At 44.3% G+C, this 12,906-nt stretch carries 9 protein-coding genes and 1 pseudogene; 6 read left to right on the forward strand and 4 right to left on the reverse strand.

What is annotated here, in order from left to right:
- The first annotated feature begins 36 nt into the window (after window positions 1–36).
- On the forward strand, window positions 37–1,125 hold the full coding sequence (locus tag GC096_RS18620) for a low temperature requirement protein A (RefSeq protein ID WP_171632662.1): 1,089 nt from the start codon (window positions 37–39) through the stop codon (window positions 1,123–1,125).
- A gap of 25 nt (window positions 1,126–1,150) precedes the next feature.
- Window positions 1,151–1,690 carry a GNAT family N-acetyltransferase gene (locus GC096_RS18625; RefSeq protein ID WP_171632260.1) on the forward strand — a complete coding sequence of 180 codons (540 nt, stop codon included), beginning with the start codon at window positions 1,151–1,153 and terminating at the stop codon, window positions 1,688–1,690.
- A gap of 43 nt (window positions 1,691–1,733) precedes the next feature.
- Here GC096_RS18625 and GC096_RS18630 read toward each other — a convergent pair whose 3' ends face one another.
- Window positions 1,734–3,731 (reverse strand): hypothetical protein, encoded by a 1,998-nt coding sequence (locus GC096_RS18630; protein ID WP_171632261.1) that lies wholly within the window; start codon window positions 3,729–3,731, stop codon window positions 1,734–1,736.
- A gap of 506 nt (window positions 3,732–4,237) precedes the next feature.
- Window positions 4,238–5,578 carry an MFS transporter gene (locus tag GC096_RS18635; protein ID WP_171632263.1) on the reverse strand — a complete coding sequence of 447 codons (1,341 nt, stop codon included), beginning with the start codon at window positions 5,576–5,578 and terminating at the stop codon, window positions 4,238–4,240.
- Between the two features lie 48 nt (window positions 5,579–5,626).
- Between GC096_RS18635 and GC096_RS39560 the strand changes: the two are divergent.
- Window positions 5,627–5,754: pseudogene (locus tag GC096_RS39560) on the forward strand (transposase); the annotation flags it as partial.
- A 52-nt stretch (window positions 5,755–5,806) separates the two neighbouring features.
- On the opposite strand, the gene GC096_RS18645 reads toward GC096_RS39560, so the two are convergent.
- Window positions 5,807–6,700 carry an AraC family transcriptional regulator gene (locus GC096_RS18645; RefSeq protein ID WP_171632264.1) on the reverse strand — a complete coding sequence of 298 codons (894 nt, stop codon included), beginning with the start codon at window positions 6,698–6,700 and terminating at the stop codon, window positions 5,807–5,809.
- A 365-nt stretch (window positions 6,701–7,065) separates the two neighbouring features.
- Between GC096_RS18645 and GC096_RS18650 the strand changes: the two genes are divergently transcribed.
- Entirely contained in the window at window positions 7,066–8,367 is a 1,302-nt protein-coding gene (locus GC096_RS18650; RefSeq protein WP_171632266.1) for a heparin lyase I family protein, read from the forward strand.
- A 151-nt stretch (window positions 8,368–8,518) separates the two neighbouring features.
- Here the strand turns inward: GC096_RS18650 and GC096_RS18655 are convergent, their stop codons facing one another.
- Window positions 8,519–10,711, reverse strand: a complete 2,193-nt coding sequence (locus GC096_RS18655; protein ID WP_171632268.1) for a helix-turn-helix domain-containing protein — start codon at window positions 10,709–10,711, stop codon at window positions 8,519–8,521.
- Between the two features lie 311 nt (window positions 10,712–11,022).
- Here GC096_RS18655 and GC096_RS18660 point away from each other — a divergent pair, with 311 nt between their 5' ends.
- A complete protein-coding gene (locus GC096_RS18660) occupies window positions 11,023–11,982 on the forward strand; it encodes an ABC transporter permease (RefSeq protein WP_246302831.1) in 960 nt (319 codons plus the stop codon).
- Window positions 11,983–12,006: 24 nt separating this feature from the next.
- Window positions 12,007–12,876, forward strand: a complete 870-nt coding sequence (locus tag GC096_RS18665) for a carbohydrate ABC transporter permease (RefSeq protein WP_171632269.1) — start codon at window positions 12,007–12,009, stop codon at window positions 12,874–12,876.
- Window positions 12,877–12,906 lie beyond the last annotated feature (30 nt).

Genomic DNA, 12,906 nt, shown 5'->3' on the forward strand with positions numbered 1-12,906 from the left:
AACAATCCCGCAACAGGGCTGCATCACATCAAAGCAATGGTCGAGAAAAAGGTAACTTGGCTTGAGCTATTCTATGACCTGCTTTTTGTAGCAGCAGTTTCCAAAGCAAGTCACGTCCTACTGCATGTGCATCACGGAACGATCCCACTGGAGTATTTAAGCAAATTCCTTCTTATCTTTATTCCGATTTGGTGGGCATGGGTGGGGCAGTCCCTATTTGTAAATCGGTTTGGACGGGACAGTACGTCGCATCGTGTTTTTCTCATACTGCAATTATTTTTCGTGTTAATTATGACGGCTAGCTTGTCCGTCGACTTTGATCAGTATTTTGTGCCCTTTCTCATCGGTTATTTAGGTTTGCGAGCGATGACGGCGATTCAATATTTGGCTGTACATAAAAAAGAAGAAGATCATCGACGAATCACTGCACGTTATTTAGGCAGCCGTTTTTGGATCGGATTGGCCATATCGGCACTCTCCCTGTTTTTTGACTCGTGGATTCGCTATGCGGTGTTATATGCGGGCATTATGGTGGATATTTTGCTCCCCTTACTAGGTCGAAAATACTTGGTGAGAAGCCCGATCAATACCCACCATTTATTAGAGCGTTTCTCGTTGTTTACGCTGATTCTGCTTGGGGAATCAGTCATAAGCATACTGACTGTTTTACAGTCGAGTGATTGGACATGGCGATCTATTCTTTTCGCATCGTTCACCTTTCTGCTCATTATTGCGATGTGGTGGCAATACTTTGAGAATGTCGAGAAGAAAGTGAATAAATCCCTAGAAACGGCAGGGCAGACCATCATCTATGGGCATTTATTCATCTATTTATCGTTATGTATGATTGCCGCATCGATCCAGCTGTTATTTTTGGAGCAGTTGAACTATGGGTTTATGTTAAGCTTTATTTTCGGCTCTGTTCTTCTGTATTTTTTCTCAACATCGCTAGTCTTCCACAAGTATAGACATGCACATCAACGATTAAAGATCGTGCATCTAGCCGTATTTCTAGGAGTACTTGCTGTATTTCTTGGGTTGGATCTGTTTTTCAAAATGCCGAATTACGTAATCATCGGAGAAATGATGTTATTTTTTGCTGTTTATGCGAAGGGAACGACTTGAGAAATCACCTGGAGGGGAAGAAGATATGCGCATTGAACTGGATGCTGATCTTACACTTAAATCACTCGAACCTAAGGATGCTGAAGCCATATTTGCATTAACAGACAGCTGTCGCGACTACTTGAGAGAATGGTTGCCATGGGTAGATGCAACACGGAATAGCGATCATTCAAGAGCTTTTATCCAGCACTGTCAGAATCAAGAGGCATCGAATAATGGCTTCAATGCTGGCATTTGGTTCAAAGGAGAGTTCGCAGGCTGCGTCGGATTTCATCCGATCAATTGGGCTAATCATTGTGCTAGTTTGGGTTACTGGTTAGGAGAAGGCTTCCAAGGTCAGGGTATCATGACCCGAGCCTGCCAATGGCTAGTGGACTATTCGTTTAACGAACTGGGCTTAAATCGAATTGAAATCAGATGTGGGGATAGCAACTTCAAAAGCCGAGCCATTCCCGAGAAATTAGGGTTTACGAGAGAAGGGCAAATTCGGGATGCTGCATGGCTGAATGATCATTACATCGACCTCATTGTATATGGCATGCTGAAGCGTGAGTGGAGGAATTGAAAAAAGCAGGTTGCCTCGGCAACCTGCTTTCTTGTACATAAGGCTATTTCGCATTATTCATGATATCCCAATCCCGCTGCAAGATAATTCGTTCGCCAACTTGAAAACGAATGGTTAGATGATTCATTCCTGGCTGAAGTGGGTGATCCATTGAAATGTCATAAAGCCGACTACTATAACCTAAATCATAAAGTAGTTTCATCGCGGCAACTTGCTCGGTAGTGGATGTGTCGCCCAAATCTCGGTTCCTCACTGTGATTTGTAAGCCAGGAGTGGTGCTGTTGAACTCTACATTCCGATTTTCATAGATAAGCCCTGATATATGCAAAGGATGATCAGCAGCAACAGGTGGCAGTTGTAAGTTATTAATCTTGTACTGCTGAGCGCTCAATGCGATAACCTTGCTATCCTTATAGCCGATGTTAAGGCTTGTGGTAGCTCCAAACAAAGTCCTTATATCGGTCAGACTGAGGAATGGCGGGCCTTGATCACTAGAGGAATCAGGTGAAGACGATAGTTTCAATTGTTTAGCTAGTTTACCGTCCCAGAGCGTTCTAGCCTGAAGATCGCCTGCTTTTATTTGAAAAGCATAGCCGGAATCGTTCTTTAACGTCCACCAGCCCGCAACGTCTGGACCTGATAGAGCGAATTGATACAAACGCGCTAGATAAGCAGTATCTAAGAAGGGTTCACCTTGCTTGTCGTCGTATCCGATGGATTCATTGCCGTCGGTATAGGCACCGTTCTCATTTTGATTAAAACCTCCTTGATAGGAGCTATCACTCTGGATTAACATATCGGATTCGCGGTCCTTCAGGATCACCCTATCTTGAAAGGGATCAAGACGAATCCAAGATTTACCTACGAAAGAGTTAATCTGGAACCACCGGATCCCATTCGGGTCCGTCCAAGCAGCTATTGGGTGGAGAGTTTGTGGGCCGATCTGTCCATGATTGAGGATAATTCCTGTATTTGGATAGCGAAAAAGCGCCGTGACAGGAGAGTTAAGCTGTATCGTTGCGGTCTCAGCGACTGCATCCTCAGGCTCGGCAAATGTAGGATTAAACCAGCCTTCACCCTGCGCGGTACGAATGTGATACCAATCACCGTCATAGCCATAATTCGTGATGTACTCGTTATACGTCTTCTCAAAATAAGGCAAGTCACCCGTAAGAATGAGCTTAGGCTCATCCTCATACTGGGAGGAGGGATACGTATACAAAGCACTTGGCTTTGTTCGTTTAATGATCTTGGTTTCGGCTACGATCGGTTGTCCGCCACCAAATGTCCATTTCACACCATCAGCTGTTTCAGTTTGATAATAGGTGCCGAGAAAAGTGCGGAATTTACCGGTCACATGCGCAAACTGCTTCGAAAGCGTTCCATCTGTTTGATAGGTTTGATAATCGAATTGAGGCTTAAGATTATAGTAATAATTTGAAAAATAACTCATTTGATCTGCTGGATAAAAATTACCGATCTGATCTAGATTTAAATGAACCCATTGATCTCCCAGCCAAGTTGTGTGGATTTTAAGCCACTTTTTTGGATTGTATACTTCGCCTGTTCCAGAGCTATTCCTGAACCAACCTTTTTCTGCGTCAACCACTTGGACTTCTTGTGGGGAAAGAGCCGCTGTAGGCTTGGTGTTTTCTGAAGGCTTCGCATATAGTGGAGTCTCGGTCATCAAATTGATTGTCGTTGGCGGCGGGGTATCGAATTGCCAAGGAGCCGTTTTAATCCATCGATCTCCGACGTCGGTATGAATTTTCCACCAATTCCAAGCGCCTGACCAGTGGTTTTCGGCCTCAATAACTTGAACGGTTTGGGGGGAGAGGGAGCCTTCCGCTTTGTTTAACAGGGCATTCGGAATGACATAATAGGGAATGTCTTCAAGCAGAGTTAATTCTTTGGGGATCTGGATCCCGTCCGCGACTTCCGTTGGTGTATCTTCATATTCATAAGCGTTTCCTGAAGAAGCCCCAAGACTGACTTGCAAACCTATAGCGACTAGCCCTAATGCTATCGTCTTTTTCCACATCGTCTGTCACTTCCTTCATTGACTATTTCAATCACCTAGTATGTTCTACTATAAAATGGATAATAAGTTGTGCAAAAGGGCTAAAAAATTGTGTGGAAATGTTATTTGAGATTTATGTACAGGAGATCAATCAAGAGGACAGGATTGCTTCCGAGCATCGCGCTCAAAAAGGCACCATCACTCCCAAAATGGAATGAAGGTGCCTTTATTCAACGGGGCAGAGAGTTTAGATGGAAAATCTACAGTTAAATTTCGCGAATGTTCGACCAAACGCAGAATAGATGGAAAACCTACATGTAATAATAAGATTTTTACCTAATACGGCCCAAAAGAAGGGAATTTAACTACATAATTTACAGTTAATTCAAGTTTCCGAAGGAATTAAGCATAAATAGATGTATATTTTCCAGGTAATAGCGTGTATGTAGCGATCTAATAACAGTAGTCGTCTACCCTCGAAGGACTTGGGCGGTATTTTCTCCATGTATTGAGCATGTATCCCCCCGCTAGTTGGCTGCTGAGCCATCCTCGGCACCGGTTCGTATCCTCGACAGCCCATACCACAGCAGCATTCCGAATGAGCAGAGCCCAACGACGATTAACAAACCATAAACATGCTTGTACGACTGTAGGAGTGAGGTATTTCGCTGAATTTCAAGTAGAATGCCGCATATCGCGACAGACATGGATCCCCCAAAAAACTGGATCAGCTGCATAAGTCCCATGCCCGAGCCGATTAAATGCTTCGGCAAGATGCGTGAAGTCTCATTATTCAACGATGCGATTGTCGCGGAAAAGGCAGGAGAGAAACAAAGATAACCGATCATGACGACAAGCGGTGAAGCACCAAGCCATATCGAGAATGCGATCATCACCAGCGATAAAACCCCGTGGCCGATGAGCAGAAACCGCAGATTGCCGAACTGATCTATCCAGCGGCCGACGAAGCGGGTTAAGAACGCCGACAGAATCGCTCCCGGCGCAATCGTTAAACCGATGGTCATGGCGGATTGATGGAACACCTTGGCCAGAACGAGTGGCATTAGAAATAAATTCCCAAGGTTCAGGAACAAGATGCAGAACCCAATGACGACAAGCTTCCGAAACGCAGGATTCGCTAACAATACAGGATTAATGAACGTGTCGCTTGATCGCCGTAGATGCCACACATGTAGGCCAAAGGAAAGGCTACTTATGGCAAGCCACACGCCAGAAATTTGTGTGACCGCGAGTAGCAAGGTCGCGGCATTGACGACCGTCAATAGCGCTCCAAGCATGTCAAAGCGGAACGGCACAGGCTGTTCTTTGGGAAGCAAGCGCAAGAGAATGGGAAGAATGACTAGGACAAGGCACGTAATGGCGAACAACCCGTTCCAGCCAAAGTATTCACTTATTAATCCGCCAACGATCGGGCCGAGTCCGAAGGCCATCGCGCTCCCAGCGGAAATCATCGCAATCGCCGAGCCTCTTCGTTCAATCGGGATGTAGCGGCTGGCGAGAACCAATCCAAGTCCAGCCATCACCCCTGCGCCTGCGGATTGGAGAATACGTGCCGCCAGCAGTGTGTGGAACTCCGTTGCGAACAGTCCGAACACCGAGGAAAGTCCGAGCACAATGAGCCCTACCGTGAGCAGTTTACGAATCTGAACCACATCGGAAAGTCTACTGTATATAACCGTAGATAAGGCATAGCCAATGGAATAGCTGGAGATGACCCAAGATCCGAGATCCGCCGTGATATTAAGATCTTGAATAATACTGGGAATCGAGACGTTGAACATCGTCGTATTCATAACCACAATGAACAAGCCGATTGTCCAAACGGGCATTACTATTTTATCGTTCATGTGAACCATCCTGTCTAAGCGAGAAGTATGTATGGTTTCCAGCGTTAACATTATCCCAAGTTATTGCATGACTTCCTAAACGAAAATCAACGGTCGAAGTTCGTTTTTTACCGCCGTACAGCCAACAGTTAAACCTAGTAGAAGAGTTTTGGAAGTGGCTCAAAGCAGATGATATCAAATAATGTGTTTTATCACAAAACCGCCTAGCTAGTTCCCCAATCGAAGGTTTCATAAACTACCTTTTCGGTATTCTGTTGGCGTAATGCCGACCAACTTCTTAAAGGTTTTATTGAAATGAGCCACATTGTTGTATCCGGATTCAAAAACAATTTCCGTAATGCTCTTTTCTGTTTCGGCTAATAGTTGAGTAGCATTCAGAATACGTAAATAATTTAAAAAATCACTGAAACCCATGCCTTTAACCAACTTAAATACGCTGCTGAAATAAGTAGGAGACATGTGAGCCAGTTCAGCCATTTCTTCAAGGCAGATACTCTCTGCAAAATGCTTTTCCATATGAGAAATTGTCTGGTAGAAAGATTGTCGGTACTTACTGAACGACTTGCGGTCGTTAGCGCTTCGACGATTATATTGGAAGGCCCTTCCAGCGAGGACGAGAAGCTTCAATAAATCCGCTTTGATAGCCAACCTGTACCCCTCTTCCTTGTTAATGAGTTCTTTTCTCATTGATGCTATCCGTGTCTCTGCCTCCAGCTTATCCACGATACTAAAACTCATTTTTGGCATCAGAATTCCATTCTTTTCGATCAGGGGCTGTATATATGCAAAGTCCATAAAACTACTGAAGCTGGACAAATCCCGCATGTTTTCATGAATAAAATACGGAATAAAGTCAATCTGGATGATTTCGAAGGGCGTAAGATTCATCGGTAAAATCTGATGTTCGAGAAAGGGGGGGACCGAGAAAAAATTGCCTTGAAGCACTACGGCTTCCATGCTGCCTAATCTATGAATGCATGTACCATATGTCACATAGCACAATTGAAGATGTTCATGCGCGTGCAACACCGGGTTGAAATTATCCTGAGAGCGAACTGCTATTTTAAAGGGGAAATCTTCCTCTGGCAGAAACTCTCTAAATCCATAAACGGGAAAAGACATACTGCGGCCTCCTTCATCTTACATGATGATCGTTGCCATCCCTTATTCAGATTAACTATAGCACGATTCCAAATTCTAAAGAAATGCAAAGCAGTTCTAAAATTACTATAGGCTTTTGATAATCCGGAAGTTGTAAAGTAGAGAGGGGGATAAGGAAGGAGGAGGGATTATGTTGCGCCAATATGGCTTTAGTACGCTGCCATGCGAAGGATGGTGTGCTGAGAAAATAGCTTTCTAACGTAGTGGTGACTTTAATGAGGTTGAGCTGAATGAAGTTCTATTAAATATTTAGCATTATTTGAAAGCGTTTCCATTACGTGAATCTGAAAAGCTGTGCAGCGGATAAAAAAAGAGGAGTGATCATTATGCAAGTATTTGCAAGTGCTAAGAAGTCTTTGTCAATGTTCTTGGTTGGTTTAATGATGTGCATAGGTAGTTCATTATTTGCCCCGAATACGACACTGGCCGGAACGCTTGATGCGTATATTGATGCAGAAGATGCATCCGTTAACACAGGAAATGATTTAATCGATAATGGCGTAACATATTGGGGATATGAGCAAGGAACATACGTGGCACCAGTCATAACAACGGCGCAAAAACGTGCGGGTTCCAACTCGATTAAATATGAAATTGATAGTGATAGCTCAACGAATGGCGTACCTTATGATCGAGACAGAATAGAAAATTATATCGAGTTTAACAGTGCTAGTTTTCCTGGTTTGAACCATAATATTTGGCAGCAAACGAAATATCTTGGGTTTAGTATATATATCCCAACTGACTTTATTGCGCCTTCCGGCTGGTTCGTGTTCTATCAAATCAAACAACATGATAACAGTATTAATCCTTCTCCAAACATAGCATTGGAAGTAGATACAAGTGGAAATATAAGAGTTGCTCTGAGGCATGGAACCGGAAATCAAGACTCAAGCACGGTTGCAACATTTACTAACATTGGAACACTATCCAGTTTTAAAGGTAAATGGGTTGACTTTGTCGTGAAATTCAAAATTACAACAGGATCAGATGGGATTGCTCAAGTTTGGCAAAAATTATCAACTGAAACTACTTACACAAATGTAGTTAATTATAGTGGGATGACAGGATATACAGCTTGTATTACCACTAAGTTTGAAATAAAAGGCGGTATCTATAGAGCCGCTATGCCAATTAGTCATAAGTTGTATATAGATGAAATCCGTTATGGCAATGCGATGGATGATGTTAAATTTCCTAGCACGACAATCAATGAATTCGGTACAAGCAGCTATTCCTTCCTAGCTGCAGCAGCTTCGTCTCAGAGCAGTTTCTCCCCATTCACAGTTGTTACTGACGCATCTGCACCAAGCGGAACCTATATACAAGCTCCTGGACAATACAGCACGGGTTCAGCACCTGTTGCTGGGCAAGCAGCTTATAATTTTAGTATGCCAGCGACGGGGAATGCTACCATCTCTGCAACAATACTTGCGTTAGATGCATCGTCGGATTCATTCTGGTACAAAATTGATAATGGCAGTTGGAGCGCATGGTATGTTCCTGCTACCGGCAGCAATTGGCAAGTTGTATCGAAGAGTGTAACCGGTTTATCAAGTGGCAACCATACTATGTATATCGCTTATCGCGAAGGTAATCTGAAAATAGATTCACTAGCTGTAAATTGAAGCCAGGTTGATCTTGCATACAAAAACATGCTCATCCAGAATGGATGAGCGTGTTTTTGCTTTATTCAGGTGCCATTGCGATACTCTGCCAGCGTAATCCCCGTATACGTTTTAAACACGCACTGTGGCAGATGCGACATGATTCTAAGTGTTATCTGTTATCACTGTCTTCACCAAGTATGACTTGCTTACGATAATCGTTAGGCACCATGCCCGAATACCGCACGAACAGTCTGGACAAAGCATCGGTATTACACCCTACCAGTTCCGCAACTTCCTTGATCTTCATATCCGAATTTTCCCGAATCAGCTGGCAAGCCTTGCTGTGGCGATACTCGCTGATGTAATCCTTGAAATTGCGGCCGGTAGAACTTTTGAATAGTGTAGAAACGTAGTTTCGGGACAGGTTCAAGTAATCTGCTAGATCCAAAAGAGTGATCTCTTGCATGTGATGCTCATGAACATAAGCCAGCATCTTGGCGGCCAGACCACTATCGGATTTTTCCTGCTCCGCTGCAAACCAAGAAGCAAGTACTCCGAAAGCTTGCAGCGTCTGTTGCCTCAACTCTTCATAGGTACGGCAGGAACGGAAAGAGATGTCTATGATATTGGCCTGCTCTTGAAATAAATCCAGCCCGGCTGCTCCTGAGCCGTCCATCAGTCGGTTCAGCGTCCCTCCAAGCATCACGGAAAGCGAGCTCAGACTAGCGCTTCTTTCATGAATATTGGTGTCGATGATTTCATTTACTGCGGATTGCCATATGGCGGTTTTGCCGTGAATAACAGAATTGATTACATTCTGTTCGACATGCAGCGGATAATATACCGTATTTTTCAATGAAGTATCCGCTTCCTCCCAGTTCATAACCTTGGCACTGGAGCCAAGATATTCGCTGGCATCCACCATTTTTATCCCTTGTCGGTAAGACAGCGGGATATCTAGCAGTTTTTCGCAGAAAGGGGGGATAAAAGCATTGATATCAAGGCCATATTCCGGCTCTACGCCGATAATGATATTCTTCAAGCCATCCGTCATTCCTTCTGACCATTTTCCCTGAATGATGATGGCCTGCATGTCATAATTCATATCCATCAGTCGAAAGAATGGATTAGCAGCCAGATACTGCTGAAGAGTATGGGCTAATCTTTGTTTGGCATCGTAGGTGATACTACGGGAAAAGCCGGTAAATGGATCGGTTTCGGTATATCTCAGCACAACAACAGAAAAGGGACCCTCTACCTTCAAATGGGGAAAAGGAGCCAGTGCCTCCTCTGCTTGCTCAGGCGCAATGACGCCGATCAGAAGATTATAGAGCGTATTGTACTCTTGCGACGCCTTATTCTTGACTAGAACTTGAGACATTTCTTCCACATCCATATGAAGGCTGACAATCGTATCACGTATGTGGGCGATTTCGTCTCTATTGGTGACCTGTCCTGTCGTTTGCAGCACGCTCCGGATCGGCTTATACATTCCTTTCGTAATCAGCATAGTGATGCCAATGCTTGCGGCGAGGGCGGCCAAACCCGCACCGATCATCCACATTAGGACGGGGGTAAGGACATGCTGCGGCTCTGCTAGATACACATAGCGGAAGCCGGGAAGCGAGGATGCGGCGTAATGGATTTCCATATCTGAATAATTGGTTCCCTTGTGGAGGAGCTTGTTCACCTGTTCCATATTCAGGCGTCCTTCAGCTGCCACCAGCCGATTGTCGTAATAAACGGCCAAAGTACCTTCTGAAAGGGCTTTCATATGGAAAAATTGTTGAATATTATAGGCGTTGAAGATATACAAGGGCTGCAGCTGCCCTACCCATTGGCAGAAGGCTAATACAACCATGTTCTGACCGGAATCGTCTTGGACATGGAGAAGCTGTAAGGTCTCATTGGGGCTTTCTTTGAATTGTTCTATCGTACGATTCAGCATTTCCTCGGGGATATGAAAGCTGCTTCGGAAGAAATCCAGATTTCCTGTACTGTTTCTCATGATGACGAAATCATCGTCGAATCGGGTGACCGCCATTTCTGCCTTGAGCGTGGGCGTAATCCCTGACATATAAGTGATGAAATTGATAAACTTCAGTCGTTCGTAGTTGCTTAGACTGCCTGACAAATATTTCGGAGTATATTCAGACAGATTCACCATTAATCCCATTTCCTGCGGTGTACGAAGACGAATATCGGTAAATTCGCTGGCTTGCCTGGCCGTCTGGTCGAGCCCTTGGGAGAATTGGCGCTTGGACGGAATCCAGTAGAGGCTCATGAATATCGTCTCCAGCAACAGGGTGAAAACCAATGACACGCTGGCGAATGCGAAGAACATTTTCCGGTAATAACTCAACTAGGTCCCCGCCTCCCCTAATTTGCATAGGCATAATTTATCTCTCTATATTCTAATACTAAATCTAAATCGAAAAAAAATGAACTCTTTTAACCGTAAAAAGTTCCGATTATTAAAATTGTAGAAAATCCGGGTGCCGATTGGAACTTTTGCGACCTCCCCGAAAAAGAAAGGGTTTTCAATTTTCTCTAGTGGTGCTAAATTGCAACTATGCAATTCGCCGGTGAATCATGATTGCAGAATTATGCCTTAGAGAATCTAGAAAGCCTGAATCGGATGCATACGCTTCAGGAGAGGAAGGAGCCAAAGAGTTGAAACTAACTGTTAAATCGGATAAGCTCCTGAGCGGGAAGCAGCTCACGCGTTCAGCCGAATGGATCATGTGTCTGCGCCGGGATAAGTTGTTATATCTGATGCTGATTCCCTTTGTAGTCTATTATGTACTGTTTTATTACCTTCCCTTCGGTGGCCTGAGAATGGCCTTTATGGATTACAAGCCGTTCCTGGGAATGTCGGGTAGTCATTGGGTTGGGTTTGACAAATTTAGAGAGTTTTTTACGGGACCTTACTTCTGGAGAATTATCCGCAATACCCTGAGCATCAGCGGCCTGAATATTCTCTTTGCTTTTCCGGTGCCCATCGTGCTGGCTATATTGTTCAATGAGATCCGCAGCAGAAGATTCCGCACAGCAGTGCAAACAATTTCCTATATGCCACATTTTATTTCGACGGTGGTCATTGCCGGTCTGGTGGTTAATCTTCTGTCGCCTTCTACGGGAATTGTGAATATAGTTATGCAAAAGTTGGGAATTGAAAGCGTATACTTCTTGACTAAACCGGAATATTTCCAGCCGATTTATGTGCTTCAGGGCATATGGGCAAGTGCCGGGTTTTCTTCCATTATCTATTTCTCAACATTGATGTCCATCGATTCATCACTTTATGAGGCTGCAACAATCGACGGAGCCGGCCGTTGGAAGCAAATCAAGCATGTCACACTGCCGGGGTTATTGCCTACTGTCGGAATCATGCTGCTCTTACAGATTGGTCACATCATGCAGGTCGGATACGAAATGATTATCTTGCTTTATCAGCCGATTACGTATGAAACCGCCGATGTCATCGGTTCCTTTGTATACCGTGTAGGTCTCCAGAATTCGGACTACTCCATGTCTACTGCGGTAGGGCTTTTCAACGGGGTGATCTCGCTAATTCTCGTCATGAGTGCCAACAAGCTGTCCAAAAAAATTAGCGATGTATCCATTATGTGAGCGTACCACCGGGAGGTATAAAAGATGAACCGAACAATCGGCCAAAAATTCTTCGGAGCAATCAATATTGTATTTATGATACTGCTCGTTTGTGTAACCCTTTACCCCTTGTATTATGTGATTATCTCATCGTTTTCTGATCCGACTGCCGTTGCTACCGGCAATGTTATACTTATGCCCAAGGGCTTCGAGTTGGCCTCCTTCAAGAAGGTCATCGGTATGGAGAACATTTGGACCGCTTATGGCAACACCGTTTTCTACTCCGTATTCGGTACACTGGTCAGCATGGTACTGACTGTTCTCGGGGCGTATCCCTTATCGAAACGGCGGATGAAAGGAAGAAAGGTCATTACGTTTTTCGTTCTTCTGACCATGTGGTTCAATGCAGGCATGATGCCTACCTATCAGAATTTCCAGGCACTGCATTTGATAGACAGCCGTCTAGGCATTCTACTCTGTTTTGCTGTTGATACTTTCAATGTGATTTTGATGCGAACATTCTTTGAGAATGTACCCGATTCTTTGGAGGAGTCAGCCAAAATGGACGGAGCCAACGACTGGAAGATCTTGACCCGTATCTACCTGCCTTTGTCCGGTGCGGCCCTTGCTACTATTACTATGTACTACTTTGTCGCTCGCTGGAATTCGTATTTTTGGTCGATGCTGCTACTAAAGAACCAAGATCTGATCCCGCTTCAGGTGCTTCTGAAAAAACTGATTGTAGAGGTTTCCTATAATGTGAATGAGGCCTCGGATATGAGCGCAGGTGTCATGACTGAGCAAACCATTGTTTATGCCACAATTGTTATTGCTGTTATTCCCATGCTATTGCTATTTCCGTTTATCCAGCGCTTCTTTGTCAAGGGCACTATGGTTGGCGCGATCAAAGGCTGATACGCTAATAATTAACTATTCAGGGAGGTC

The sequence above is a fragment of the Paenibacillus plantarum genome (assembly GCF_013141695.1).
Lineage (GTDB): Bacteria > Bacillota > Bacilli > Paenibacillales > NBRC-103111 > Paenibacillus_E > Paenibacillus_E plantarum.